The organism is Phycicoccus jejuensis (assembly GCF_000720925.1).
In the GTDB taxonomy this organism is placed as follows: Bacteria; Actinomycetota; Actinomycetes; order Actinomycetales; family Dermatophilaceae; genus Phycicoccus; species Phycicoccus jejuensis.
In genome coordinates, this window is record NZ_JOEE01000008.1 from 203,336 (window position 1) to 229,429 (window position 26,094).

A 26,094-nucleotide genomic window follows, 5' to 3' on the forward strand; every position below is an offset into this window, starting at 1 on the left:
GTGGCGAGCACCGCACCGCGCACGCTGGCCCGCCGGGCCCTCATCGGCCTGACCGTCCTCGTCGTCGCCCTCGGCGGCGTCCTCACCGGGTCGATCCTCTGGAGCGACGGGCAGGCCACCCCCAAGCTCGGCCTCGACCTCGAGGGCGGCACCCAGATCATCCTCGAGCCGCGGGTCAGCAGCGGCCAGGCGGTCTCGGCCGAGGCCCTCGCGCAAGCGCGCGACATCATCGTCCAGCGCGTCGACTCCAACGGCGTCTCCGGCGCCGAGGTGACGACCCAGGGCGACAGCAACATCGTCGTCAGCATCCCCGAGATCCCGACCCAGGCCGTCCGCAACGCGATCAGCCAGTCCTCGCAGATGCAGTTCCGCCCCGTCCTCGCGATCGGCTCCGGCATCCCGGTGCCGACGGGGTCCCCGAGCACGTCGCCGAGCGCCTCCGCGAGCGGTGCGGCGTCCCCGTCCCCCTCTGCCTCGGCGTCGGCCACCGCCTCGCCGGCCCCGAGCGCGTCCTCGACGCAGAACAGCGCCGTCAACGAGGCGCTCACCGCGGCGAGCCCCAGCCCGTCCGCGAGCCCCTCGGAGTCCGCGAGCCCGAGCCCGTCCCCGAGCAGCAGCGGCAGCGCCGCGCCGAGCGGCCCGACCGACCTCGCGTGGATCACGCCCGAGGTCCAGCAGGCGTACGACGACCTCGACTGCGCCGACCCCAAGGCCCTCGACAACGTCCGCGACGTCGAGTCCGAGCCCCTCGTGACCTGCTCCGACGACGGCTCGACCAAGTACATCCTCGGCCCGGTCGCCGTCTCCGGCGACAAGATCACCGACGCCACCGCGGGCTACCAGACCAACCCGCAGGGTGTCGTCACGAGCACGGTCGAGATCGCCCTCACCTTCAACAGCGAGGGCGCCCGCCAGTACGCCGACATCAGCCGCACGATGGTCTCGCTGCCCTCGCCGCAGAACCAGCTCGCGACCGTCCTGGACTCGCGCGTCATCGTCGCGCCGCAGTTCAACGAGGCGATCCCCAACGGCCGCGCGAGCATCACCGGCGGCTTCACCCTCGCCGAGGCCAAGGAGCTCGCCGACCAGCTGAAGTTCGGCGCCCTGCCGCTGTCCTTCACGGAGCAGTCGAGCGTCGACATCAGCCCGACCCTCGGTGGCGAGCAGCTGCGCTACGGCTTCATCGCCGGGCTCATCGGCCTCCTGCTCGTCGTCGTCTACTCGCTCGTCCAGTACCGGGTGCTCGGGTTCGTGACGATCAGCTCGATCGTCGTCGCCGGCCTGCTCACCTACCTGGCGATCACGATCCTCGGGTGGGCGCAGAACTACCGCCTCGACATGGCCGGCGTCACCGGACTGATCGTCGCCATCGGCTTCACCGCCGACAGCTTCATCGTCTACTTCGAGCGGGTCCGTGACGAGCTGCGCGAGGGCCGCTCCCTCGCGAGCGCCGTCGAGACCGGGTGGAACCGCGCCAAGCGCACGGTCCTCATCGCCGACGGCGTCAACTTCCTCGCGGCGATCGTCCTCTACGTGCTCGCGAGCTCGAGCGTGCGCGGCTTCGCGTTCACCCTCGGCCTCACGACGCTCATCGACCTGCTCGTCGTCTTCTGGTTCACCCACCCGCTGCTCACGCTGCTGACCCGGGTGCCCTTCTTCCGCGACGGCCACCGGCTCTCCGGCCTCGACCCGCGCAGGCTCGGCGCCAAGAAGCGCACCTACGCCGGTCGCGGGCGGTTCACCCCCGTCGAACCCTCCGCCCCCGCCACCGAAGGGAGCCGCGCGTGAGCACCTCCTTCGCCGACTTCGGCAACGACCTCTACACCGGCAAGCGCTCGATCCCGGTCGTCGCCAAGCGCCGGTCGTTCTACCTCGGCTCGCTCGTCCTCATCGTCGTCGCCGTCCTCGGCCTGACGCTCCAGGGCCTCAACCTCGGCCTCGAGTTCCGGGGTGGCTCCGAGTTCCGCATCGCGACGAGCTCGGCGCCGAGCGGCTACGAGCAGACCGCCCGCGACGCCGTCGGCGCCGCCGAGGACGCCAGCGGCGTCAACGTCACCCTCGTCGGCAACAACACCGTGCGCGTCCAGACCGAGAAGCTGTCCGACACCGACAGCCAGCAGGTCCGCGGCGAGCTCGCGCAGGCCTTCGACGTCCCCGAGGAGAACGTCAGCGCGACCTTCATCGGCCCGTCGTGGGGCGCGTCGGTCAGCGGCCAGGCGCTGCGCGCGCTCGTCATCTTCCTCGTCGCCGTCGTCATCATGCTGAGCATCTACTTCCGCAACTGGAAGATGGCGGCCGCCTCGCTCGTCGCGCTCGTGCACGACCTCATCATCACCGTCGGCATCTACAGCCTCAGCGGCTTCGAGATCTCGCCGGCGACGATGATCGGCTTCCTCACCGTCCTCGGCTACAGCCTCTACGACACCGTCGTCGTCTTCGACAAGGTGCGCGAGAACACGAACGAGGCGTTCGCCAACGGCCGGATGACCTTCGCGCAGGCCGCGAACCTCGCCGTCAACCAGACGATGGTCCGCTCGATCAACACGACGGTCATCGGCCTCCTGCCGATCGCCGCGGTGCTCGCCGTCGGCACGGTCTTCCTCGGCCCCGGTGTGCTCGTCGACCTCTCGCTCGTGCTGTTCGTCGGCATCCTCGTCGGCGCGTACTCGTCGATCTTCATCGCCACGCCCGTGCTCGTCACGCTGCGCCGCCGCGAGGAGAAGGTCGTCGACCTCGAGAAGCGCGCGCGCCGCCACCAGGCGAAGAAGGCCAAGGAGGCCGGCGAGCCGGTGCCCGCGGCCGACGACGACTCCGTGCCCGCCGCCTCGGTCGCGGCCGGCCAGGTCGACCGCGAGGAGGGCGCGACCCTCACCGGTCGGGCCGTCCACGAGTACGCCCGTTCCGGCCCGCGCAACCAGCCGCGCCGGACGCCGAAGTCCAAGCGGTGACCGCGCTGCCCCACGACGGCGTCGACGAGGTCGTCGCCCGCTCGCTGCGCGACGTCGCGGACTTCCCGAGCCCCGGGGTGGTCTTCAAGGACATCACCCCGCTGCTCGTGGACCCCGTGGCCTTCGGCGAGGTCATCGGCGCGCTGGCCGACGGCCGCCGCGGCGAGGTCGACCTCGTGGCCGGCGTCGAGGCCCGCGGCTTCGTCGTGGGCGCCGCGCTGGCGCACGCGATGGGCGTCGGGTTCGTGCCGGTCCGCAAGGCCGGCAAGCTCCCCGGCGACACGGTGGCCGCGTCCTACGACCTCGAGTACGGCTCGGCGACCATCGAGGTGCACGCCGACGCCGTCCCGGCCGGCGCCCGCGTCGTCCTCGTCGACGACGTGCTCGCCACCGGCGGCACCGCCCTCGCCGCCTGGGAGCTGCTCGAGCGCGTGGGCGGGCACGTCGTCGGCTTCGACTGCGTCGTCGAGCTCGCCTTTCTCGGTGGGCGCGACCGGCTCGGCGACCGCGAGGTGCGGGCGCTGCACGTCGTCGCCTGACCCGCGACTAGACTCCCGGCATGGCGGAGCAGACGACAGCCGCCACCCCGGGGAACGGCGCGGCCGGGGTGGGGTCCCGAGCCAGGGCGCGGGCTGCCCTCGCGCGCGTCGGGCGCAACCGCCCGCCGAGCAACCCGGTGCTCGAGCCGCTCCTCCAGACCGTCCGCAGCACGCACCCCAAGGCCGACATCGCCCTCGTCGAGCGCGCGTACGCCGTCGCCGAGCGCGCCCACCAGGGGCAGAAGCGCCGCAGCGGCGACGACTACATCACCCACCCGCTCGCGGTGACGACGATCCTCGCCGAGCTCGGCATGACCCCGACGACCCTCGCGGCCGCGCTCCTGCACGACACCGTCGAGGACACCGCGTACAGCCTCGAGGCGCTGCGCCGCGACTTCGGCGACGAGATCGCGATGCTCGTCGACGGCGTGACCAAGCTCGACAAGGTCACCTACGGCCAGGCCGCGCAGGCCGAGACCGTCCGCAAGATGGTCGTCGCGATGGCCCGCGACATCCGGGTCCTCGTCATCAAGCTCGCCGACCGCCTGCACAACGCCCGGACGTGGCGCTACGTCTCGCAGGAGAGCGCCCAGCGCAAGGCCAAGGAGACCCTCGAGATCTACGCGCCGCTCGCGCACCGGCTCGGGATGAACACGATCAAGTGGGAGCTGGAGGACCTCTCGTTCCAGACCCTCTACCCGAAGGTCTACGACGAGATCGTGCGGCTCGTCGCCGAGCGCGCCCCGGCCCGCGAGGAGTACCTGGCGCAGGTGCGCGACGAGGTCGGGTCCGACCTGCGCTCGGCGAAGCTCAAGGCGACGGTCACCGGGCGCCCGAAGCACTACTACTCCGTCTACCAGAAGATGATCGTCGGCGGCCGCGACTTCGACCAGATCTACGACCTGGTGGCCGTCCGCGTCCTCGTCGACACGGTGCGCGACTGCTACGCGGCGCTCGGCGCCCTCCACGCGCGGTGGAACCCGGTCCCCGGCCGGTTCAAGGACTACATCGCGATGCCCAAGTTCAACATGTACCAGTCGCTGCACACGACGGTCATCGGCCCGGGCGGCAAGGCCGTCGAGATCCAGATCCGCACCCACGACATGCACCGCCGGGCGGAGTACGGCGTGGCCGCGCACTGGAAGTACAAGGAGGACCCCAACGGTCCGGCCCCCGGTGCCCACGCCCGCGACGGGCAGACCGGCCCGGTCAACGACATGGCCTGGCTGCGCCAGCTCCTCGACTGGCAGAAGGAGACCGCCGACCCGGGCGAGTTCCTCGAGTCGCTGCGCTTCGAGATCACCGCGAGCGAGGTCTACGTCTTCACCCCGAAGGGCCAGCTCGTCGGGCTGCCCGCCGGCGCGACGCCCGTCGACTTCGCCTACGCGGTGCACACCGAGGTCGGCCACCACTGCATCGGTGCCCGGGTCAACGGGCGCCTCGTGCCGCTCGAGAGCCGGCTCGACAACGGCGACGTCGTCGAGGTGCTCACGTCCAAGGCCGACTCGGCCGGCCCCTCGCGCGACTGGCTCTCGTTCGTGCGCTCCGCCCGGGCGCGCAACAAGATCAAGCACTGGTTCACCAAGGAACGCCGCGAGGAGATGATCGAGGAGGGCAAGGAGGCCCTCGCGAAGGCGATGCGCAAGCAGGGCCTGCCGCTGCAGCGGCTCACCTCCGTCGAGTCCCTCACCGGTGTCGCCGAGGAGCTGCGCCACCCCGGCATCGAGGCGCTCTACGCCGCGGTCGGGGAGGGGCACGTCAGCGCGCAGCACGTCGTCTCGCGGCTCGTCGCCTCCGTCGGCGGCGAGGAGGGGGCCAGCGAGGACATCGCCGAGGTCGCCTCACCCGTGCTCAGCCGCCCACGGGCGCGCCGCTCGGGCGACCCGGGCGTCGTCGTCAAGGGGATGTCGGACGTCTGGGTCAAGCTCGCGCGCTGCTGCACGCCGGTGCCCGGCGACGAGATCCTCGGCTTCGTCACGCGCGGCAACGGCGTCTCGGTCCACCGGCGCGACTGCACCAACGCCGACTCGCTGCTCGCGCAGTCGGACAAGATCATCGAGGTCGAGTGGGCGCCGACGTCGGCGAGCCTGTTCCTCGTCCAGCTCCAGGTCGAGGCGCTCGACCGCTCACGGCTGCTGTCGGACGTCACCCGAGTCATCTCCGACCACGGGGTCAACATCCTCTCGGCGTCGGTCCAGACCTCGCGCGACCGCGTCGCGATCCTGCGCTTCACCTTCGAGATGGGCGACCCGGGGCACCTCGGTCACGTCATCCGGGCCGTGCAGAACGTCGACGGCGTCCTCGACGCCGCGCGCGTCACCGGCGGGCGCCGGGACCACTGAGGTCCGCGGCGCCCCGCCGGGTGGGCGTCGGTGCGGGGCGTCAGCCGCCGAACTCGTCCAGGCCGGCGCGGGCCTGGTCGAGCCACTGCTGCTGCGACGCGAGCCGCTCGCGCGCGGCCGCGGCCTTGCGCTCGTCGCCGGAGGCCTCGGCCTTCGCGACGTCGGCCTCCGCCTTCGCGACGGCCGCCTCGAGCTGCTCGGCCATGCTCCGGGCCCGGGCGGACAGCTCGGGGTTGGTGGCCTTCCAGCGCTGGTCGTCGGCCTCCCGCACGGCGGTCTCGACGCGGCGCATCCGCTTCTCGACGCGCTCGATGTCGGCGCGCGGGACCTTGCCCGCGGCCTCCCACCGGTCCTGGATGCCCCGCAGGGACGCCTTGGCGGCCTCGAGGTCGGTGACCGGCAACAGCGCCTCCGCCTCGACGAGGAGCTCCTCCTTGACGGCGAGGTTGCCGCGGAACTCCTCGTCCTCGGCGGCCGAGGCGGCGTCCTTCGCGGTGAAGAACGCGTCCTGGGCGGCCCGGAAGCGCTCCCACAGGGCGTCGTCGTCGCTGCGGCTGGCCCGGCCGGCCTGGCGCCAGCGGTCCATCAGCTGCTTGTAGGCGCGGGCGGTGGGGCCCCAGTCGGTGCTCGTCGACATCGACTCGGCCTCGGCGACGAGCGACTCCTTGGTCGACTTCGCGTCGGCGCGGGTCGTCTCGAGCTCGGCGAACCACGCACGGCGCGCCTTGTCGAAGGCGTTGCGGGCGTGGCTGAAGCGCTGCCACAGCGCGGTCTCGGTGGGCTTGTCGAGCTTGACGTCGCTGCGCTGGTGGCCCTTCCACTCCTCGAGGAGGGCCCGCATCCGCTCGCCGCTCTGCTTCCACTGCGTGCTGCCCGGGGGCTGCGCCGCGATGGTCTCGGCCTCGGCGACGATCGCCTCGCGGCGGGTCGCGGCCTCCGCGCGGGCGGCGCGGCGCTGCTCGGACTCGGCCGAGCGCTTGGCCTCGAGGCCGGCCTCGACCCGCTCGACGGTGGCGTGCAGGGCCGGCAGGTCGCCGACGACGTTGGCCTGCTCGACGTGCTCCTTGAGCGTGCCCAGCCCGTCGGCGACCTCCTTCGCGGAGACGTCGGGGTTGGCCAGGCGGGCCTCGAGCAGGGCGGCGGACGCCGCGAGCTCGTCGTACTTGCGGGCGAAGTACTGCAGGGCCTCGTCCGGGGTCGCGCCGGGGTAGGAGCCGACCTCGCGCTCCTCGTCACCGACGGTGACGAAGACGTGGCCCTCGTCGTCGGCGCGCCCGAAGCGCGCGGACTCGGAGTGCTCGGGCACCGCGGCAGGCGGCGCCGCGGGGCGCGGGGCGACCCGCTTGGCGAGCGCGGCCGGCGAGGGCACGGGGGGACGGGGTGTGGGCTGGTCCTCGGACACGGTCAGGACTTCTCCTCGGTGACAGCAACGCTGAGGATGCTGATCGGTGCGGCAGGCGATCCGTCGTCCGGTGAGCTCGCGTTCGGAGCGACCCCTTCGGCGGCGACGCGGTCGACGATATCCAACCCGGAGGTGACCGTGCCGAACACGGTGTACCCGTCGGGGTCGGGGAGGCTCGAGTCGCCGTAGACGATGAAGAACTGGCCGCCGTTGCCCTTCTTCGGGTCCTGGGTGCGCGCCATCGCGAGCGTGCCCCGCGGGTAGCTGCCGTCCTTCGGCGCGTTCTCGACGCCGAACCCGTACCCCGGGCCGCCCTGGCCGGTGCCGGTCGGGTCACCGCACTGGAGCACCTTGAGGGTCTCGGCGGTCGTCAGCCGGTGGCAGGGGGAGTCCTTCCAGTAGCTCTCGCGGGCCAGCTGGAGGAAGGAGGCGACGGCCTGCGGGGCCTTGGCGCCGTCGAGGCGCACGACGATGTCGCCGCAGTTGGTCGCGATCGTGGCGTCGAAGACCTTGCCCTGGGCGGTCGCCTTGTCCGGCAGGGTCAGCTCGGACGCGGTCCCGAGGGGGCTGGGCGGCGGCTGGCAGCCGGCGACCACGGTCGCGGGCGTGTTGTCCGCCCCGGGCGCGGCCTCGTCGCCACCTCCGCGGCCGACCGTCACGGCGAGGACCCCGACGACGCCGAGCACGACGACGACCACGGCCACGACGGCCGAGAGCCGCTGGAGCCGCGCTCGGTCCTGCTGCCGCTGCGACTGCTTCGCCTGCTGCTTCTCCCAGCGGCGGCGGGCGCGGGCCCGCTCCTGCTTCCTGGTCACCCCGTGGTCCTTCGTCGTCGTCGTCGATCGAACAGCGGCGCCCAGTCTAGGCACGGCGCCGTTAGGCTCGCCGCGTGCTCGCCGTCGCGTTCCCCGCCGCCGCCTTCGCCACCAACTGCTACGTCCTCGCGACCGGCCCGGGGGAGGAGTGCCTCGTCGTCGACCCGGGCATCGGTGTCGAGGACACGCTGCGCGAGGTGCTCGCCGAGCACCGCCTGCGCCCGGCCGCCGTCCTGCTCACGCACGGCCACCTCGACCACGTCTACTCGGTGACCCCGGTGTGCGGCGGCGACACCGCCGCCTACGTCCACGCCGACGACCGCTACCGCCTCGCCGACCCGCTCTCGACCATCGACCCCGGCACGCTCGCGATGATGGAGTCGCAGTTCGGGCAGCGGGCGACCTGGCGCGAGCCCGAGCGCGTCGTCGAGGTCACCGACCGGCAGCGGCTCGAGGTCGCCGGGCTGCCGCTGGAGGTCCTCCACGCGCCGGGCCACACCGAGGGCTCGGTGATGTTCGCCCTCGACACCGTCCCCGACGGCCTGCCCGCCGACGAGGGGCTGGACCGCACCGTCGTCTCCGGCGACGTCCTCTTCGCCGGCTCGATCGGCCGCACCGACCTGCCCGGCGGCGACGGCGCGGCGATGCAGCGCTCGCTGCGCGACGTCGTCCTGCCGCTGCCCGACTCCACGCTCGTCCTCACCGGCCACGGCCCGGCCACGACGATGCGCCGGGAGCGGGGCACCAACCCGTACCTGCGAGGATTGGACGCGTGACTCCTCCCGCCCAGAAGGTGACGCCCATCTCGGGCTTCCCCGAGCTCCTGCCCGCCGAGCGGCTCCTCGAGCTGCACTTCCTCGACACCGTCCGCGAGGTCTTCGAGCTCCACGGCTTCGCGCCGCTCGAGACCCGGGCCGTCGAGCCGGTCGAGCGCCTGCTCGGCAAGGGCGGCGACGCCGACAAGGAGATCTACGGCATCCGCCGCCTCGCCGGCGAGGACACCGGGCGCGAGTCCGAGCTCGGGCTGCACTTCGACCTCACCGTGCCCTTCGCGCGCTACGTCCTCGAGAACGCCGGGAAGCTCTCCTTCCCGTTCCGTCGCTACCAGGTGCAGAAGGTCTGGCGCGGCGAGCGCCCGCAGGAGGGCCGCTTCCGCGAGTTCACGCAGGCCGACATCGACGTCGTCGACGTCGGCACCCTCGCGCCGCACTTCGAGGCCGAGATGCCGCTCGTCATCGCGGAGGCCTTCCGGCGTCTCCCGGTGGGGGAGTTCCGCATCCAGGTCAACAACCGCAAGGTCCCCGAGGGCTTCTACCTCGGGATCGGGCTGACCGACGTCGCCGGCACGCTCCGCGTCGTCGACAAGCTCGCGAAGATCGGCCCCGAGAAGGTCGCGGCCCAGCTCGTCGAGGCCGGTGCCACCGACGAGCAGGCGCGGCAGTGCCTCGCGCTGGCCGGCATCCGCAGCGAGGACCTGTCGTTCGTCGACGAGGTGCGCGCCCTCGGGGTCGAGCACCCCGTCCTCGACGAGGGCCTCGACGCCCTGGCCGCGGTCATCCGCGCCGGGACGGAGCAGGCCCCCGGCACGCTCGTCGCCGACCTGTCGATCGCCCGCGGTCTCGACTACTACACCGGCACGGTCTACGAGACCCAGGTCGTCGGCAACGAGGAGTGGGGCTCGGTCTGCTCCGGCGGCCGCTACGACTCGCTCGCCTCCGACGGCCGGACGACCTACCCCGGCGTCGGCATCTCCATCGGCCTCTCACGGCTCGTCCACCTCCTCGTGACCAAGCGCGGGCTGACGGCGAGCCGCTCGACCCCGGCCGCGGTGCTCGTCGCGGTCGTCGACGAGGACACGCGGGCCCGCTCGGTCGCGGTCGCGGCGGCCCTCCGGGCGCGTGGCGTGCCCTGCGAGGTCGCGCCCAGCGCCGCGAAGTTCGGCAAGCAGATCCGCTACGCCGACCGTCGCGGCATCCCGTTCGTCTGGTTCCCCGGGGCCGGTGACGACGGCGGCGACCAGGTCAAGGACATCCGCTCCGGCGACCAGGTCGACGCCGACGCCGCCAGCTGGGAGTGCCCCGCGGCCGACCTGCGCCCGGGCGTCGTCATCCCGCAGCACTGACCGGCGGCGGGCGCAGGCCGACCTCCTTGAGCTCGAGGACGGCCAGCGCCCGCACGACCTCCGGGTCGCCGCGCCGCCACGCGCCGGCGGGGTCGGGGGAGATGCGCGCGAGCCGGGTCATCGGCTGGTTCGCCATCGCCCGCAGCGCGAAGAGGTCGAGGTCCGGTGCGCCGTCGACGAACCGCTGCGCCGCCGTGGCCCGCCGGACGAAGCGCCAGCGCAGCACGAGCCACAGGCCGACGACGAGGACGATCGGGGTCAGCGCCGTGACGAGCCCGAGCACCGTCGCGAAGCGCTCGACCGCCCCGACGAGGTCGCGCCCGGCGGAGGCGAAGTCGTCGCCGACCCCGGCCGCCGACCGGAAGGGGGTGGCGATCCGGTCGTCGAGCAGCGGCAGGTCGTCGACGGAGTCGCCCGCCTGGTTCATCCGGCCGGTGAACCCGGTGCCCGCGGCCTCCAGCCGGCGTCCCGGCTCGGCGAGCCCGAGCGTCGCGTCGTGCACCCGCTGGGCGACCCGCACGCAGAGGTACACCCACGCGACCACCCCGAGGTCGGCGAGCACCTGGACGGTGCGGCGGGCGGGGAGGTCGCTGTAGAGCTTCACGGTGGTCTCCTGCGGTGTCGGGGCCGGTCCGGCTCGGCACTAGACTTCCACCGCACTCCAGCAGGAGGCACCACCACGGGCAGCGTCGCCCGCGGTCATCGACACGAGACAGGGCTGGTATCCGTGAAGGTCGGCATCCCCACCGAGGTCAAGAACAACGAGTTCCGCGTCGGGATCACCCCCGTCGGCGTCCACGAGCTCGTCCGCCGCGGGCACGAGGTCCTCGTCCAGAAGGGCGCGGGGCTCGGCTCCTCGATCACCGACGACGAGTACGTCTCGCAGGGCGCGACGATCATCGACTCCGCCGACGACCTCTGGGGCGCGTCGGAGATGGTCATGAAGGTCAAGGAGCCCGTCGCCGAGGAGTACCACCGCCTGCGCGAGGGCCTCACGCTCTTCACCTACCTCCACCTCGCCGCCGACGAGCCGCTCACGAAGGAGCTCGTCGACAAGAAGGTCACCTCCATCGCCTACGAGACGGTCCAGCTGCCCTCGGGCCTGCTGCCGCTGCTCTACCCGATGTCCGAGGTCGCCGGCTGCCTCGCGCCGCAGGTCGGCGCGCACTCGATGATGAAGGCGCAGGGCGGCCGCGGCGTCCTCATGGGCGGCATCGGCGGTGTCGCGAACGCCAAGGTCGTCGTCCTCGGCGCGGGCGTCGCCGGCCAGAACGCGGCGAACATCGCGCTCGGCATGGGCGCCGACGTCACGCTCCTCGACACCGACCTCGACAAGCTGCGGATGAGCTTCTGGCGCTACGACAACCGCGTCGCGCAGATCGCGTCCTCGGCGATGTCGGTCCGCGAGCAGGTGCTCCAGGCCGACCTGGTCATCGGCACCGTCCTCATCCCCGGTGCCAAGGCCCCCAAGCTCGTCACCGACGAGATGGTCGCGCAGATGAAGCCGGGCTCCGTGCTCGTCGACGTCGCCATCGACCAGGGCGGCTGCTTCGAGAACTCGCGCCCGACGACCCACGCCGAGCCGACCTTCGAGGTCCACGACTCGATCTACTACTGCGTCGCGAACATGCCCGGCGCGGTGCCCCACACCTCGACGTGGGCGCTGACCAACGCGACGCTGTCGTACGCCACGAAGCTCGCCGACCACGGCTGGCTCGAGGCCTCGCGCGCGGACCGCTCGCTGGCCCTCGGCCTCAACACGCACGCCGGCCACATCACCTACGGCGCGGTCGCCGAGGCCTTCGGGATGGACAGCATCTCGCTCGACGAGGCGCTCTCCTGACCCATCACACCCCGCCGCCGACGGCCCGCCCCACCCCCGTGGGGCGGGCCGTCGACGCATGGCTGACCCACCTCGACGTCGAGCGTGGCGTGTCGGCCAACACCCTCGCCGCCTACCGGCGCGACCTCGCCCGGTGGAGCGCCCACCTGACCGCTCGCGGCGTGCAGCGGCCCGAGGACGTCACGCAGGCCCACGTCGCGGACTTCCTCGCCGGCCTGCGCGAGGGCGACGACGACCACCGGCCGCTCGCCGCGTCGTCGGCGGCGCGGACGCTCGTCGCCGTCCGCGGCCTGCACCGCTTTCTCGCGCTCGAGGGCGTGCTCGACGCCGACCCCTCGCGCGACGTCGCCCCGCCGCGCACGCCCGACCGGCTGCCCAAGGCCATCCCGCTCGCCGACGTCGAGCGCCTGCTCGAGGCCGCCTCGCTCGGCGACACCCCGGCGGCGCTGCGCGACCGCGCCCTGCTCGAGGTGCTCTACGGCACGGGGGCGCGCATCTCGGAGGCCGTCGGGCTCGACGTCGACGACCTCGACACGCAGGAGCGCGTGGTGCGGCTGCGCGGCAAGGGCGGCAAGGAGCGCATCGTCCCGCTCGGCTCGTACGCCGCCGAGGCCCTCTCGGCCTGGCTCGTCCGGGGCCGCCCCGCGCTCGTGGGGCAGGGGAGGGGGACGCCGGCGGTGTTCCTCGGGGTCCGCGGCGCCCGGCTCTCGCGGCAGAGCGCCTGGGCGGTGCTGCGCGCAGCGGCCGACCGCGCCGGCCTGCGCGGTCACCTCTCGCCACACACCCTGCGGCACTCCTTCGCGACCCACCTGCTCGAGGGCGGCGCCGACGTCCGGGTCGTCCAGGAGCTGCTCGGGCACGCGTCGGTGACGACGACCCAGATCTACACGCGGGTCACCGTCCAGCAGCTGCGCGAGGTGTACGCCCAGAGCCACCCGCGCGCCCGAGGGGTCCCGGGCGGGGACGCCGCACGCTGATAGGGTCGACACCGATCAGCGAGAGGCTGACCGACGCACGAGAGGGACCGGGGAGTACACAGGTGGCCGAGACCGAGGCGGCGTTCCAGATCCGCATCGACGGGCAGGTCGGGCCCACCGGGCGCCCGATGCCGGAGTTCCCCCAGCCCGAGCCCCTGGCCTCCCACGGCCCCGCGCGCATCATCGCGATGTGCAACCAGAAGGGCGGCGTCGGCAAGACGACGACGACCATCAACCTCGGTGCGGCCCTCGCCGAGCTCGGGCGCAAGGTGCTGCTCGTCGACTTCGACCCCCAGGGTGCGCTCTCGGTCGGCCTCGGCATCCCCACGCACGACCTCGACACGACGATCTACAACCTGCTCGTCGAGCGCGGCCTCGACGTCCGCGACGTCATCAAGCACACCAAGGTCGCGAACCTCGACGTCGTCCCCGCCAACATCGACCTCTCCGCCGCCGAGGTCCAGCTCGTCGGCGAGGTGGCCCGCGAGCAGATCCTCGCCCGCGTGCTGCGCCCGGTCCTCGACGACTACGACGTCGTCCTCATCGACTGCCAGCCCTCGCTCGGCCTGCTCACCGTCAACGCCCTCACCGCGGCGCACGGGGTCGTCATCCCGCTCGAGTGCGAGTTCTTCGCGATGCGCGGCGTCGCCCTCCTCGTCGAGACGATCGAGAAGATCATCGACCGGCTCAACCCCCGCCTGCAGATCGACGGCATCCTCGCGACGATGTACGACGGGCGCACGCTGCACTCGCGCGAGGTCGTGGCCAGCGTCGTCGAGCACTTCGGCGACCAGGTCTTCCACACGGTCATCTCGCGTACCGTCAAGTTCCCCGACGCCTCGCTCGCGGCCGAGCCCATCACGACGTACGAGTCGGCCCACAAGGGCGCCGACTCCTACCGTCAGCTGGCCCGCGAGCTCATCGCGCGGGGCGGGGCGGCCTGACCCGATGTCCTCGCCCGCCGGGGCCGCGGAGCACGAGGCGGTCGTCCCCGGCGGGGTCATCACCCGCCGGGCCGCGGCCACGCCCTTCGAGGTCCACCTCGAGAACTTCACCGGCCCGTTCGACCTGCTCCTCGGGCTGATCAGCAAGCACAAGCTCGACGTCACCGAGATCGTCCTCGCCACCGTCACCGACGAGTTCATCGCGTTCATCCGCGCGGCGCGCGAGCAGGGCGACGCGTGGGACCTCTCGCAGGCCACCGAGTTCCTCGTCATCGCCTCGACGCTGCTCGACCTCAAGGCCGCCCGTCTGCTGCCGCAGTCCGGGCCGGAGGACGAGGAGGACCTCGCCCTCATCGAGGCCCGGGACATCCTCTTCGCGCGGCTGCTGCAGTACCGCGCGTTCAAGGACATCGCCCGCACCTTCGCCGACCGGATGGCCACCGCCGGCCGGCGCCACCCCCGCGCCGTCGCGCTGGAGCCGCACCTCGCGGCGCTGCTGCCCGAGCTCGTCATGACGGTCTCGCCGGACCGGCTCGCCATCATCGCCGCGCGGGCGCTGACCCCGAAGCCGGTCCCGACGGTGGGCCTGGCCCACCTGCACGCGCCGCAGGTCAGCGTGCGCGAGCAGGCGGCCGTCATCGGCGAGCGGCTGCGCCGCGACCGGGTCGCGTCCTTCCGCAGCCTCGTCCAGGACGCCGACAGCACCCTGGTCGTCATCGCCCGCTTCCTCGCCCTCCTCGAGCTGTTCCGGGAGGCCGCGATCGGCTTCGAGCAGGCGGAGGCGCTCGGGGAGCTGACCGTCCGCTGGACCGGACCCGACGACGGCGAGGTGCAGGTGACCGACGAGTTCGACGACCTGCCCGACACCCCCGAGGAGACCCCCGATGAGTGACCCCGCGCCCGACGTCGTCCCTGAGGTCGTGCCCGAGGCCGTGCCCGAGGACCAGCTGGCCTTCGACGTCGCCGACTTCCCGGGGGGCATCCGCGGCGCCCTCGAGGCCGTGCTCATGGTCGTCGACGAGCCGGTGACGACGATGGCCCTCGCCTCCGCCGTCGAGCAGCCGGTCGGCGACGTCGAGGAGGCCCTCGCCGAGCTCGAGGCCGGCTACGCCGAGCAGCTGCGCGGCTTCACGCTGCGCCAGGTCGGCGGCGGCTGGCGGATGTACAGCCGCCACGAGTACGCCCCGGTCGTCGAGAAGTTCGTGCTCGACGGCCAGCAGGCCCGCCTCACGCAGGCCTCCCTCGAGACCCTCGCCGTCATCGCCTACCGCCAGCCGGTGTCCCGCTCCCGCGTCGCGGCGGTGCGCGGCGTCAACGTCGACGGCGTCATCCGCACCCTCCTGACCCGCGGCCTCATCGAGGAGCTGGGCCAGGACGAGGAGTCCACCGCGACGCTGTACGGCACCACCAGCTACTTCCTCGAGCGCCTCGGCCTGCAGTCGATCGACGACCTGCCGGCGCTCGCCCCCTACCTGCCCGAGGTCGACGTGCTCGACGAGATCGCCGAAGGAGGCCGCGCATGACGCCGCCGAAGAACCGTGGGAACGCCGGACGAGGAGGCCGCCCGCAGGGAGGCCGCCCGCAGCAGGGCGGCCGCCCCCCGCAGGGCGGCGGCTCCGGCCGGGCCCGCGGCACCGGGACCACCCGGGCCAGCCAGCCGACCCAGACCAAGCGCGAGCCGCAGCGGCCCGTCGTCGACGTCCACGACCCCGACGGCGTGCGCCTCCAGAAGCTGCTCGCCGCCGCCGGCGTCGGCTCGCGGCGCGTCTGCGAGGACCTCATCGCGCAGGGCCGCGTCGAGGTCGACGGGCAGGTCGTGCGCGAGCTCGGCGTGCGCATCAAGGCCACGCAGACGGTGCACGTCGACGGCGAGCGCGTGCAGCTCGACGAGTCGCGCGTCTACCTCGCCTTCAACAAGCCGCTCAACGTCGTCACCTCGATGAGCGACGAGCTCGGCCGGGTCGACATCGGCGACTACTTCGGCGACCGCAAGGAGCGGCTCTTCCACGTCGGCCGGCTCGACGCCGACACCGAGGGCCTGCTGCTGCTGACCAACGACGGCGACCTCGCCCACCGCCTCCAGCACCCGCGCTACGGCGTCCTCAAGACCTACCTCGCGCAGATCCCCGGGCCGGTGCCGCGCGACCTCGGCAAGCGGCTGCGCGAGGGTGTCGAGCTCGAGGACGGACCGGTGCGCGTCGACTCCTTCCGGGTCGTCGACTCGCAGCCGGGCAAGGCGATCGTCGAGGTCGTCCTCCACGAGGGCCGCAAGCACATCGTTCGCCGGATGCTCGCCGAGGTCGGCCACCCCGTGCTCTCGCTCGTGCGGACGCAGGTCGGGCCGGTGCGCCTCGGCGAGACCAAGCCGGGCAAGTTCCGCGCCCTCTCGAGCGCGGAGGTCGCCGCCCTCTACAAGGCCGCAGGGCTCTGATGCGCGTCCACGTCGTCGGCACCGGGCTCATCGGCGCCTCGCTGGGGCTCGCCCTGACCTGGCACGGAGACGACGTGACCCTCGAGGACGCCGTGCCGACGCACGCGGCCCTCGCCCGCGACCTCGGGGCCGGGCGGCTGCCGTCGGACGGCGAGGAGCTCTCGCCCGACCTCGTCGTCGTCGCGGCACCGCCGGACGTCACGGCGGGGTGCGTCCTCGACGCCCTGCGCCGCTGGCCGTCCGCGGCGGTCACCGACGTCGCGTCGGTCAAGGGCGCGGTGCTCGCGTCATTGCGGGCGGCCGGCGCCGACCTCGGCCGGTACTGCGGCTCGCACCCGATGGCCGGACGCGAGCGGTCCGGCGCGGTGTCGGGGCGGCACGACCTCTTCGACGGCCGCGCGTGGGTCGTCACGCCGACCGACGAGACGCTGCCCGAGGTCCTCGACCTCGTGACCGCCGTCGCGACGGCGGCCGGCGCCGCGGTGCGCCGCCTGCCGCCGGACGCGCACGACCGCGCCGTGGCCGCCGTGTCGCACGTGCCGCAGCTGGCCGCGAGCCTCGTCGCCGCCCGGCTCGAGGACCTCGACGAGCCGGCCGTCGCCCTGGCCGGCCAGGGCCTGCGCGACGTCACGCGCATCGCCGCGAGCGACCCGCACCTGTGGACGCAGATCCTCGCGGGCAACGCCGGCGCGGTGCGGGCCGTGCTCGCCGACCTCGCCGACGACCTCACCGCCGTCGTCGACTCGCTCGCGGCGCTCGAGGCCGGGGGGGACCCGGTCGGGGCCCGCGGCACGTTGGCGCGCACCATCGCCGCCGGGAACGCCGGCCACGCCCGCATCCCCGGCAAGCACGGCGCCGCGCCGACGGCGTACACGACCGTGCGCGTGCTCATCCCCGACGAGCCGGGCCAGCTCGGCCGGCTCTTCGCAGACGTCGGCGAGATCGGCACGAACATCGAGGAGTTCCACCTCGACCACGGGCTCGGCCAGCCGTTCGGGCTCGCCGAGGTCGACGTCGTGCCGAGCGCGGCCGCCGGGCTCGCCGAGGCCCTCGCGGACCGGGGCTGGCGCCTGCACGGCTGACCGTCGTCAGTAGGCTCTCCACCCATGACCACGCCGCTCACCATCGCCATCGACGGTCCCTCCGGCTCCGGCAAGAGCAGCGTCGCGCGGGCCGTGGCGCGGCGCCTCGGCATCGGGTTCGTCGACACCGGCGCCACCTACCGGGCCCTCACCTGGTGGTGCGTCGAGCGGGGCATCGACCTCGCCGACACCGTGGCCGTCGCGGCGGCGGCGCGGGAGCTGCCGCTCGAGCTGGGCACCGACCCGTCCTCGCCGCGGGTGCTCGTCGACGGCACGGACGTCACCGAGGCGATCCGCACCTCCGAGGTGAGCACGGCCGTCTCCGCGGTGGCCACCAACCGCGAGGTGCGCCCGGTCCTCCAGCAGCTCCAGCGCGACCTCATGGCGAGCGCCGCCGAGCGCACCGGGGGAGTGGTGGCCGAGGGCCGCGACATCACGACCGTCGTCGCGCCGGACGCCCGCGTGCGGGTGCTGCTCACCGCCTCCGAGGAGGCCCGGCTGCGCCGGCGCAGCAAGGAGCTGCACGGCACCGCCGACGCCGCCGCCGTCGAGGCGACGCGCGACCAGGTCGTGCGCCGCGACCGCGACGACTCGACCGTCTCGACCTTCACCGAGGCCGCGGAGGGCGTCGTCCTCGTCGACACCTCGGACCTCGACCTCGACGAGAGCATCGAGGCCGTCCTCGACGTCGTCGCCGCAGCCGACGAGCCGCCGGCCTGACCTCCCCGCCCGGCGCGATTCGGGGGAGCGGGCCCCCGTGCGGGAGGATGGACCCGTGAGCACCGACGACCCGACGCAGACGCAGGACCCCGAGGCCGTCGAGCGCGCCCTGCGGGCCGGACTCGAGGACTTCGACCTCGACGACGACGACCGCGCCCTCCTCGACTCCGAGGGCGACCCCGACGCCGACGAGGAGCGCGGCGGCCCCGCGCCGGTCGTCGCGATCGTCGGCCGCCCGAACGTCGGCAAGTCGACCCTCGTCAACCGCATCCTCGGCCGTCGCGAGGCCGTCGTCGAGGACGTCCCCGGCGTCACCCGCGACCGCGTCGCCTACGACGCCGAGTGGACCGGGCACAGCTTCACCGTCGTCGACACCGGCGGCTGGGAGGTCGACGCCACCGGCATCCACCTGCGCGTCGCCGAGCAGGCCGAGATCGCCGTCGAGCTCGCGGACGCCGTGATGTTCGTCGTCGACGCGACCGTCGGCGCCACCGACGACGACGAGGCCGTCGTCCGGATGCTCCGCCGCGCCGGCAAGCCGGTCGTCCTCGTCGCCAACAAGGTCGACGACCAGCGCACCGAGGCCGACGCCGCGGCGCTGTGGAACCTCGGCCTCGGCCAGCCGTGGCCGGTCTCGGCCCTCCACGGCCGGGGGAGCGGTGACGTCCTCGACGCCCTGCTCGAGGTGCTGCCCGAGGTCTCGGCCGTCGGCGCCTACGCCCGGGGCGGGCCCCGCCGCGTCGCCCTGCTGGGCCGACCGAACGTCGGCAAGTCCTCGATGCTCAACAAGCTGACCGGCACCGACCGCGTCGTCGTCGACGACGTCGCCGGCACGACGCGCGACCCGGTCGACGAGGTCGTCGAGCTCGGTGGGCGCACCTGGCGCTTCGTCGACACCGCCGGCATCCGCCGCCGCGTGCACCAGACCCGGGGCGCGGACTTCTACGCCTCGCTGCGCACGCAGACCGCCCTGGAGAAGGCCGAGGTGGCCGTCGTCCTCGTGGACTCGAGCGCGACGATCGCCGAGCAGGACGTCCGCGTCATCCAGCAGGTCATCGACTCCGGCCGTGCCCTCGTCATCGCCTACAACAAGTGGGACCTCACCGACGAGGAGCGCCGCCACTTCCTCGAGCGCGAGATCGAGCGCGACCTCGTCCAGGTGCCGTGGGCGCCGCGGGTCAACGTCTCGGCCCGCACCGGCCGCCACCTCGAGAAGCTCGTCCCGGCGATCGACCGCGCGCTCGACTCGTGGGAGACCCGCATCTCGACCGGGCGCCTCAACGCCTTCCTCGGCGAGATCGTCGCGGCCCACCCGCACCCGGTGCGCGGCGGCAAGCAGCCGCGCATCCTCTTCGCGACCCAGGCGGGCACCCGCCCGCCCCGCTTCGTCCTCTTCGCGTCGGGCTTCATCGAGGCCGGCTACCGCCGCTTCGTCGAGCGCCGCCTGCGCGAGGAGTTCGGCTTCGAGGGCACCCCGATCGAGATCTCGGTCCGGGTGCGCGAGAAGCGGCGCGACCGGCGCTGACCCGGTGCGCGCGTCCGCGGGGCAGGCCGATTGGGTCGCGCGGGCGCGCGTGGGATAAGGTTTCGACGCTCCCGCGAGGGGGCGAGCCACGGGCTGTGGCGCAGCTTGGTAGCGCACTTGACTGGGGGTCAAGGGGTCGCAGGTTCAAATCCTGTCAGCCCGACAGAACGAGAGCCGCTGCGGATCGACGGAGTCGACCGCAGCGGCTCTCTCGTTCCCGGCATCCTGTCAGCCCGAGCCGGCGCGTCCGTGAAGTTCCGCGTCGTCACGGTGACGGCGCGGAAAGTCGCCGCGGACGGGGATGCATCCGCGTCCGCGCGGAACTTCCGAGCCATCACGGTGATGACCCGGAAGCTCGGCCCGGATCAGCCGACCACGGTGGCCATCCGCCGGACGGCCTCCTCGAGGATGGCGGGCGAGGTGGCGAAGTTGAGCCGGACGAAGCCGCGGCCGGCCTGCGTCCCGTAGCGCGGCCCGGAGCCGAGGGCGACTCGGCCCCGCTCGCGGAAGGCGGCGGCCGGGTCGTCGCCGAGGTCGAGCGCCCGGCAGTCGAGCCAGCCCAGGTAGGTGGCCTGCGGCACCGTCCAGCGCACGCCGGGCAGGTGCTCGGCGAGCAGCCGGCCGACGAGGTCGCGGTTGGACCTCAGCTCGGCCCGCAGCCGGGCGTGCCAGTCCAGGCCGTCGCGCATCGCGGCCACGTGCGCGATCTCGCCGAGGTGCGAGCTGCCGTGGGTGTGGACCTCGGGCAGCCGGGCGAGGTCGTCCTGCGCCTGCGGGCCGGCGACGACGACCGCGGACTTGAGGCCGGCGAGGTTCCAGCCCTTCGAGGGCGAGAAGACCGCGAAGGCGTCCTCGGCGCCGGGGACGGTCAGGTAGGGGGTGAACGCGGGCCCGTCGTCGTGGACGAGCGGCGCGTGGATCTCGTCGGCGACGACGCGCACACCGAACTCGCGGGCGAGCGCGGCGAGGGTCGCGAGCTCGTCGGGGGAGTGGACCGTCCCGGTCGGGTTCTGCGGGTTGCACAGGAGGTAGCCGACCCGGCCGCCGCCGGCGGTCGCCTCGCGGAACGCCGACCGCAGCGCCTCCGGGTCCAGCCGCCCGTCGGCGCCGAGCGGGGCGTCGACGCGGCGCCGGCCGATGGCGTCGACGAAGCCGAAGAACGAGTCGTAGACCGGCGGCGAGACGACGACCGCGCCGCGCTCGTCGGTGAGCATCCGCAGGACCTCGCTCGCGCCGATCATCACGTCGGTGACGACGAGCATCGACGACGGGTCGACGTCCCAGCCCCAGGTCTCGCCGGCGTAGCGCGCGACCTCGCCGGCGTAGCGGGGGGCCCAGCCGTAGCCGGTGTCGCCGCGCGAGACGGCGGACGCGACGGCGTCGGCGACCGCGGGGCACGGGTCGCAGTCCATCTCGGCCACCCACAGGGGCAGCACGTCGGGCGGGTAGGCGAGCCACTTGACGCTCGTGCGGTCGCGCCGCAGCTCCGCCTCGGAGGCCCCCAGGATGCTCGTGGTCGTCATCCCGCCACCCTAGGTCGCGGACCCGCGCCCGACCGGCGGGGCGACGGCGCGCCGACCGGCCACCACCCCATACAGTGGCGCGCATGACGCACGAGGGGTCCCCGGCACCGGCCAGCTCCCGGGTCCTCACCCTCCCCAACGTCCTCAGCTCGCTGCGCCTGGTCGGGGTGCCCGTCTTCCTCTGGGCGATCGTCACCGAGCACGACGTCCTCGCGCTCGTGCTCCTCATGGCGTCGGGCGTCACCGACTACCTCGACGGCAAGATCGCCCGGGCCTGGGGCCTGGAGTCGCGCCTCGGCCAGCTGCTCGACCCCGTCGCCGACCGGCTCTACATCGCCTCGACGCTGCTCGGCCTCGCCTACCGAGACATCCTCCCGTGGTGGGTCGTCGTCGTCCTCTTCGTCCGCGAGGCGTTCATGGCGGTCGTCGTGCTCGTGGCCAAGCGTCACGGCTGGGTCGGGCTGCCGGTGCACTTCGCCGGCAAGGCCGCCACCTTCAACCTCCTCTACGCCTTCCCGCTGCTCCTGCTGGCCGACGGTGACGGCACCCTCGCCCGCGTCGCCGAGCCGGTGGGCTGGGGCTTCGCGTGGTGGGGGATCGTCCTGTACTGGCTCTCGGCGTTCATCTACGCCGCGCAGCTGCGCCACCTCCTCGCCCACGAGCGGGCGGTCCCGGCGTGAGCGCCGCGGGCGAGCGCCGACCGGACGCGTCGATGACGCTCATCCGGACGATGATGGAGCGCCCGCTCGACCCGGGGTACGCCGCCGCCGCGGCCCGCCGGGAGGCGGCCGGCCTGCCGGGCTCGACGTCGCTGCGCGCGCCCCGGCTGCTCGCCGCGACGCTCGCGCTCGGGCTCGTCGTCGGGGTGGCCGCCTCCAACCTCACCGCCCCGGACACGCCGCGCTCCGCCGCCCGGGCCGACCTCGTGCGCCAGATCGAGGAGCGCCGGACGCAGGTCGAGCAGCTGTCGGCGCAGCAGCAGGGCCTCCAGGCCGAGGTGTCCACGCTCGAGGCCGCCCAGCTCGGTCCCTCGGCCGCGGGCGGTGCCCGCGGCCGGACCCTGGCGCAGGCCGTCGGAGCCGTCGCGATGACCGGCCCGGGGATGGTCGTGACCCTCGACGACGCCCCGGCCGGCGACACCGGCGACGGCACCGACGGCACCGAGGAGCAGCGCGTGCTCTCCAAGGACCTCCAGTACGTCGTCAACGCCCTCTGGCAGGCGGGGGCGGAGGCGGTGAGCATCAACGGCAACCGGATGACGTCGGTCTCGGCCATCCGCTTCGCGGGGTCGGCGCTCGTCGTCGACTTCCGGCCGCTGGCCCGCCCGTACCGGATCACCGCGATCGGCGACCCGCGCTCGATGCCCGCCGCGTTCGCCGACGGCGTGGGCGGCAGCTACCTCTCGACGCTGCACTCGACCTTCGGCATCCGCGCCGACACCGACGTCTCCCAGGACGACCTCACCGTGCCCGCCGGCCGGGGCCTCACGCTGCGCGAGGCGACGCCGGTGGATACTGGGGCGTCCCCGAGCGGCGGGGAGCGCAGCGACCAGGAGGAGGGCCCGTCGTGATCCCTGCCCTCGGCCTCGCCGTCGGCGTCCTCGTCGGCCTGCTCCTCCAGCCGACCGTGCCGGTGTGGCTCCAGCCCTACCTGCCGATCGCGGTCATCGCGGCCCTCGACGCGGTGTTCGGGGCGGTGCGCGCCATCCTCGACGGCATCTTCAGCGACAAGGTCTTCGTCGTCTCGTTCCTCTCGAACGTCGTCGTCGCCGCGTTCATCGTCTTCCTCGGCGACAAGCTGGGGGTCGGCAGCCAGCTCTCCACCGGCGTCGTCGTCGTGCTCGGCGTCCGGATCTTCTCCAACGTCGCGTCCATCCGGCGCCACCTGTTCGACGCATGAGCGAGCCCCACGACTCCACGCCGACGGGACCCCGGGACGCGCGCCACGCGTGGGCCCGGCTGCGTCGCGCCGGCTCGCCGCGCCCGAGCCGCTCCAACCTCCTCGCGATGCTCCTCGCGCTGGCGCTCGGTTTCGCGATCATCGCCCAGGTGCGCCAGACCTCCATCCAGGGGCTGGAGACCCTCCGCGAGGACGAGCTCGTGCGCATCCTCTCCGACGTCGACCAGGACGGCGACCAGCTCTCCGGCGAGGTCCGCGACCTGCAGTCCTCGCTCGAGCTGCTCAAGAGCCGCACGACCGGCGAGCAGGAGGCCCAGCGCGCCGCCCAGGAGCGCCTCGACGCGCTCGGCATCCTCGCGGGTACGGCACCCGCGAAGGGCCCGGGCATCCTCCTGCGCATCGAGGACCCGCAGCGCCTGGTCCGCCAGAACCTCCTCCTCGACGCCGTCCAGGAGCTGCGGGCCGCCGGCGCCGAGGCGATCCAGGTCGGGGACGTGCGCGTGGTGGCCTCGACGTGGTTCGCCGACACCGACGGCGGCGGCATCTCGGTGTCCGGGTCCGAGGTGACCCCGCCCTACGTCATCCGGGCCATCGGCGACCCCAACACCCTCGCCGGGGCCATGCAGATCCCCGGCGGCGTCACGGCCACCGCGCGCCGGGCCGGCGCCGAGGCCTCCGTCGACATCCGCGACGAGGTGGAGGTCGACGCGTTGCTGAGCGTCACCACGCCTCAGTACGCTCGCCCCGTACCCACGAGCACCCCCTGACGCGACCGCGTCCGAGACAGGAGAACCATGAGCGACCTCGAGTACCCCGCCGGCCTGCGCTACACCGCCGAGCACGAGTGGGTCCGCGAGGAGGACGGGGTCGTGCGCATCGGCATCACCGCCTTCGCGCAGGAGGCCCTCGGCGACGTCGTGTACGTCAGCCTGCCGGCGGTCGGTGACTCCGTCGTCGCGGGCGACACCTGCGGCGAGGTCGAGTCCACCAAGTCGGTCAGCGACCTCTACGCGCCGGTGGCCGGCGAGGTCACGGCGGTCAACGACGCCCTCGACGCCACCCCGGAGCTCGTCAACTCCGACCCCTACGGCGAGGGCTGGATGTACGAGCTGCGCCCGTCGGACGCCGCGGCCGTCGCCGCGCTGCTCGACGTCGACGCCTACCGCGCCCAGCTCTCCTGATCACTGCCCTGCGCAACCGGTTTCCCCCGGGACCGGGACTTCCGCGCCGACGTGATCTAGGGTGGCAGGTCCCGGCGACCGCCGACGGAGAGGGTGGTAGGACGACATGACTGGCGACGAGCGCGGCGAGCAGCAGCAGCCGCCCGTTCCCGAGCCCACGACGATGCGCCTGCAGGCGGTCGAGGGGACCCGGGTCGAGCCGCAGAGCGAGGCCGAGCACGTCCTCACGAAGGCGGACCTCGCCACCGTCGAGGCGCTGCGGGCGGGCACGGCCCTCCTCGTGGTGCTCCGCGGGCCGAACACCGGCGCGCGCTTCCTCCTCGACGACGACGAGGTCGTCTCCGGTCGTCACCCCGACAGCGACATCTTCCTCGACGACGTGACGGTCTCGCGCCGGCACGCGGTCTTCCAGCGCTCCGGCGGGACCTTCGTCGTGCGCGACGTGGGCTCGCTCAACGGGACGTACGTCAACCGCGACCTCGTCGACGAGGCGGAGCTGTCGACGGGCGACGAGGTGCAGATCGGCAAGTTCCGGCTCGTCTTCTACGCCTCGGCCCAGGCCTGACGCCCCCGCCGTGCGACCCCTGACCATCGGGGCGGTCGTCGCGGCCCTCGCCGAGGACTTCCCGGACGTCACCGTCTCGAAGGTGCGCTTCCTCGAGGCCGAGGGTCTCGTGACGCCCGAGCGCACCGGGTCGGGCTACCGGCGCTACACCGAGGCGGACGTCGAGCGCCTGCGCTACGTCCTGCGGGCCCAGCGCGACCTGTTCTGGCCGCTGCGGGTCATCAAGGACTCGCTCGAGGCCCTCGAGCGCGGCCTGGTACCGGACGGCCCGGGTCGCCCGCCGGTCGTGCCCGACCCTGCGGCGGACCCCGCCGTGCCCGCCGTCGCCGAGCTCGTCGAGTCCGGCACCCCGCTCCGGCTCACCCGGGCCGAGCTCGCGACCGCCGCGGGCCTCGACGCCGGTCTCGTCGCCGACCTCCTCGACCACGGCCTGCTGCGGCCGGGCGCCGACGGGATGCACGGGCGCGAGGACCTGCGCGCCGCCCGCGCGGCCGCGGGCCTGGCCCGTTTCGGCGTCGAGGCCCGGCACCTGCGCGCGGCGCGGACCGCGGCCGACCGCGAGGTCGGGCTCGTCGAGCAGGTGACCGGCGGCCTGCGCGGCGAGGACCGGCGCCGCGCCGCCGCCGAGGTCACCCACCTCGTCCTCACCCTCCACACGGCGCTCGTGCGTGCCGGCCTCGACACCTCCGGATGAGCGCCCGGGCACGGCGTCGGGGTCGCGGGGTACGGTGACGGGGTGAAGCTCATGGACGTCCTCGGCGTGCGGGTCGAGATGCCGGGCAACCAGCCGATCGTCCTGCTCCGGGAGCGCGACGGCGTCCGCTACCTGCCGATCTGGATCGGCGCGGCGGAGGCCACGGCGATCGCGTACGCCCAGCAGGGTGTCGTGCCCCCGCGCCCGCTCACCCACGACCTGCTGCGCACCGTCATCGACGACCTCGGGCACACGCTGACCCGGGTGCGGATCGTCTCGCTCCAGGACGGCGCGTTCCACGCCGCGCTCGACATCGACGGCGGCGGCGAGGCCGGCGGCACGACGATCGACTCCCGCTCCTCGGACGCCATCGCCCTCGCGCTGCGCGCCGGCGCCGACATCGTCGCCGAGGAGGCGCTCCTCGACGAGGCCGGGGTCGAGATGGCCGAGAGCGAGGACGACGAGGTCGAGAAGTTCAAGGCCTTCCTCGAGGACGTCTCCGCCGACGACTTCGACACCGAGACGGGGTCCTGACTGCGACA

27 protein-coding genes and 1 tRNA gene are annotated in these 26,094 nt (G+C 73.7%); 24 read left to right on the top strand and 4 right to left on the bottom strand.

Annotated features, from left to right (window positions below):
• Genes secD through IG69_RS0115760 form a run of 4 tightly spaced genes read left to right on the top strand, consistent with a single transcriptional unit; the run spans nucleotide 1 to nucleotide 5,829 of the window.
• Nucleotides 1-1,788 (top strand): protein translocase subunit SecD, encoded by a 1,788-nt coding sequence (gene secD, locus IG69_RS0115745; RefSeq protein ID WP_030529129.1) that lies wholly within the window; start codon nucleotides 1-3, stop codon nucleotides 1,786-1,788.
• On the top strand, nucleotides 1,785-2,948 hold the full coding sequence (gene secF / locus IG69_RS0115750; RefSeq protein ID WP_030529130.1) for a protein translocase subunit SecF: 1,164 nt from the start codon (nucleotides 1,785-1,787) through the stop codon (nucleotides 2,946-2,948). Before secD ends, secF begins: the two co-directional genes overlap by 4 nt.
• A 5-nt stretch (nucleotides 2,949-2,953) precedes the next feature.
• The gene (locus tag IG69_RS0115755; RefSeq protein ID WP_030529131.1) at nucleotides 2,954-3,487 is read left to right on the top strand and encodes an adenine phosphoribosyltransferase; all 534 of its coding nucleotides are present in this window, start codon (nucleotides 2,954-2,956) and stop codon (nucleotides 3,485-3,487) included.
• A 20-nt stretch (nucleotides 3,488-3,507) separates the two neighbouring features.
• A complete protein-coding gene (locus IG69_RS0115760) occupies nucleotides 3,508-5,829 on the top strand; it encodes a RelA/SpoT family protein (protein WP_030529132.1) in 2,322 nt (773 codons plus the stop codon).
• Between the two features lie 40 nt (nucleotides 5,830-5,869).
• Here IG69_RS0115760 and IG69_RS0115765 read toward each other — a convergent pair whose 3' ends face one another.
• Nucleotides 5,870-7,231 carry a DUF349 domain-containing protein gene (locus IG69_RS0115765; RefSeq protein WP_169742082.1) on the bottom strand — a complete coding sequence of 454 codons (1,362 nt, stop codon included), beginning with the start codon at nucleotides 7,229-7,231 and terminating at the stop codon, nucleotides 5,870-5,872.
• Between the two features lie 2 nt (nucleotides 7,232-7,233).
• Nucleotides 7,234-8,046 carry a peptidylprolyl isomerase gene (locus tag IG69_RS0115770; protein WP_030529134.1) on the bottom strand — a complete coding sequence of 271 codons (813 nt, stop codon included), beginning with the start codon at nucleotides 8,044-8,046 and terminating at the stop codon, nucleotides 7,234-7,236.
• Between the two features lie 74 nt (nucleotides 8,047-8,120).
• Here IG69_RS0115770 and IG69_RS0115775 point away from each other — a divergent pair, with 74 nt between their 5' ends.
• Both IG69_RS0115775 and hisS read left to right on the top strand, forming a co-directional pair.
• Nucleotides 8,121-8,822, top strand: coding sequence for an MBL fold metallo-hydrolase (locus IG69_RS0115775; protein ID WP_030529135.1), 702 nt, complete (start codon nucleotides 8,121-8,123; stop codon nucleotides 8,820-8,822).
• The gene (hisS, locus tag IG69_RS0115780) at nucleotides 8,819-10,168 is read left to right on the top strand and encodes a histidine--tRNA ligase (RefSeq protein WP_030529136.1); all 1,350 of its coding nucleotides are present in this window, start codon (nucleotides 8,819-8,821) and stop codon (nucleotides 10,166-10,168) included. Before IG69_RS0115775 ends, hisS begins: the two co-directional genes overlap by 4 nt.
• Here the strand turns inward: hisS and IG69_RS0115785 are convergent.
• Entirely contained in the window at nucleotides 10,152-10,772 is a 621-nt protein-coding gene (locus tag IG69_RS0115785) for a hypothetical protein (RefSeq protein WP_030529137.1), read from the bottom strand. The genes hisS and IG69_RS0115785 overlap by 17 nt on opposite strands.
• 123 nt (nucleotides 10,773-10,895) lie before the next feature.
• Between IG69_RS0115785 and ald the strand changes: the two genes are divergently transcribed.
• The 10 genes from ald to IG69_RS0115835 all read left to right on the top strand — a co-directional run bounded on the left by ald (nucleotide 10,896) and on the right by IG69_RS0115835 (nucleotide 19,853).
• Nucleotides 10,896-12,011 (top strand): alanine dehydrogenase, encoded by a 1,116-nt coding sequence (ald, locus tag IG69_RS0115790; protein ID WP_030529138.1) that lies wholly within the window; start codon nucleotides 10,896-10,898, stop codon nucleotides 12,009-12,011.
• 38 nt (nucleotides 12,012-12,049) lie between these two features.
• Nucleotides 12,050-12,988: a site-specific tyrosine recombinase XerD gene (xerD, locus tag IG69_RS0115795; RefSeq protein ID WP_036830354.1), complete on the top strand. Its 939-nt coding sequence runs from the start codon at nucleotides 12,050-12,052 to the stop codon at nucleotides 12,986-12,988.
• Nucleotides 12,989-13,116: 128 nt separating this feature from the next.
• Nucleotides 13,117-13,932: a ParA family protein gene (locus IG69_RS0115800; protein ID WP_030529140.1), complete on the top strand. Its 816-nt coding sequence runs from the start codon at nucleotides 13,117-13,119 to the stop codon at nucleotides 13,930-13,932.
• Between the two features lie 4 nt (nucleotides 13,933-13,936).
• On the top strand, nucleotides 13,937-14,824 hold the full coding sequence (locus IG69_RS0115805; protein ID WP_051750641.1) for a segregation and condensation protein A: 888 nt from the start codon (nucleotides 13,937-13,939) through the stop codon (nucleotides 14,822-14,824).
• Nucleotides 14,817-15,455, top strand: a complete 639-nt coding sequence (gene scpB, locus IG69_RS0115810) for an SMC-Scp complex subunit ScpB (RefSeq protein ID WP_030529142.1) — start codon at nucleotides 14,817-14,819, stop codon at nucleotides 15,453-15,455. The genes IG69_RS0115805 and scpB overlap by 8 nt, the downstream gene beginning before the upstream one ends.
• Nucleotides 15,452-16,363: a pseudouridine synthase gene (locus IG69_RS0115815; protein ID WP_030529143.1), complete on the top strand. Its 912-nt coding sequence runs from the start codon at nucleotides 15,452-15,454 to the stop codon at nucleotides 16,361-16,363. Before scpB ends, IG69_RS0115815 begins: the two co-directional genes overlap by 4 nt.
• The gene (locus IG69_RS0115820; protein ID WP_030529144.1) at nucleotides 16,363-17,445 is read left to right on the top strand and encodes a prephenate dehydrogenase; all 1,083 of its coding nucleotides are present in this window, start codon (nucleotides 16,363-16,365) and stop codon (nucleotides 17,443-17,445) included. Before IG69_RS0115815 ends, IG69_RS0115820 begins: the two co-directional genes overlap by 1 nt.
• A gap of 24 nt (nucleotides 17,446-17,469) precedes the next feature.
• The gene (cmk, locus tag IG69_RS0115825; protein ID WP_036830356.1) at nucleotides 17,470-18,165 is read left to right on the top strand and encodes a (d)CMP kinase; all 696 of its coding nucleotides are present in this window, start codon (nucleotides 17,470-17,472) and stop codon (nucleotides 18,163-18,165) included.
• A gap of 55 nt (nucleotides 18,166-18,220) precedes the next feature.
• Nucleotides 18,221-19,690, top strand: coding sequence for a ribosome biogenesis GTPase Der (gene der, locus IG69_RS0115830; protein WP_051750642.1), 1,470 nt, complete (start codon nucleotides 18,221-18,223; stop codon nucleotides 19,688-19,690).
• 89 nt (nucleotides 19,691-19,779) lie between these two features.
• Nucleotides 19,780-19,853 (top strand) — tRNA-Pro (locus IG69_RS0115835).
• A gap of 202 nt (nucleotides 19,854-20,055) precedes the next feature.
• On the opposite strand, the gene IG69_RS0115840 is transcribed toward IG69_RS0115835, so the two are convergent.
• The gene (locus IG69_RS0115840; protein ID WP_030529147.1) at nucleotides 20,056-21,213 is read right to left on the bottom strand and encodes a MalY/PatB family protein; all 1,158 of its coding nucleotides are present in this window, start codon (nucleotides 21,211-21,213) and stop codon (nucleotides 20,056-20,058) included.
• Nucleotides 21,214-21,296: 83 nt separating this feature from the next.
• On the opposite strand from IG69_RS0115840, the gene clsA reads away from it, so the two are divergent.
• From clsA to IG69_RS0115880, 8 genes are all read left to right on the top strand, one after another.
• On the top strand, nucleotides 21,297-21,893 hold the full coding sequence (gene clsA / locus IG69_RS0115845; RefSeq protein WP_030529148.1) for a cardiolipin synthase ClsA: 597 nt from the start codon (nucleotides 21,297-21,299) through the stop codon (nucleotides 21,891-21,893).
• On the top strand, nucleotides 21,890-22,783 hold the full coding sequence (locus tag IG69_RS0115850; protein ID WP_036830359.1) for a DUF881 domain-containing protein: 894 nt from the start codon (nucleotides 21,890-21,892) through the stop codon (nucleotides 22,781-22,783). Before clsA ends, IG69_RS0115850 begins: the two co-directional genes overlap by 4 nt.
• A complete protein-coding gene (locus tag IG69_RS0115855) occupies nucleotides 22,780-23,112 on the top strand; it encodes a small basic family protein (RefSeq protein WP_030529150.1) in 333 nt (110 codons plus the stop codon). Before IG69_RS0115850 ends, IG69_RS0115855 begins: the two co-directional genes overlap by 4 nt.
• Nucleotides 23,109-23,879 (top strand): DUF881 domain-containing protein, encoded by a 771-nt coding sequence (locus tag IG69_RS0115860; protein WP_036830361.1) that lies wholly within the window; start codon nucleotides 23,109-23,111, stop codon nucleotides 23,877-23,879. The genes IG69_RS0115855 and IG69_RS0115860 overlap by 4 nt, the downstream gene beginning before the upstream one ends.
• Before the next feature lie 27 nt (nucleotides 23,880-23,906).
• Nucleotides 23,907-24,293 carry a glycine cleavage system protein GcvH gene (gene gcvH, locus IG69_RS0115865; protein ID WP_030529152.1) on the top strand — a complete coding sequence of 129 codons (387 nt, stop codon included), beginning with the start codon at nucleotides 23,907-23,909 and terminating at the stop codon, nucleotides 24,291-24,293.
• 106 nt (nucleotides 24,294-24,399) lie between these two features.
• Nucleotides 24,400-24,858 carry an FHA domain-containing protein gene (locus tag IG69_RS0115870; RefSeq protein ID WP_030529153.1) on the top strand — a complete coding sequence of 153 codons (459 nt, stop codon included), beginning with the start codon at nucleotides 24,400-24,402 and terminating at the stop codon, nucleotides 24,856-24,858.
• 10 nt (nucleotides 24,859-24,868) lie between these two features.
• Nucleotides 24,869-25,552 carry a transcriptional regulator FtsR gene (gene ftsR / locus IG69_RS0115875; protein ID WP_036830363.1) on the top strand — a complete coding sequence of 228 codons (684 nt, stop codon included), beginning with the start codon at nucleotides 24,869-24,871 and terminating at the stop codon, nucleotides 25,550-25,552.
• A gap of 42 nt (nucleotides 25,553-25,594) precedes the next feature.
• Entirely contained in the window at nucleotides 25,595-26,086 is a 492-nt protein-coding gene (locus IG69_RS0115880) for a bifunctional nuclease family protein (RefSeq protein ID WP_030529155.1), read from the top strand.
• The last annotated feature ends 8 nt before the right edge of the window (nucleotides 26,087-26,094 follow it).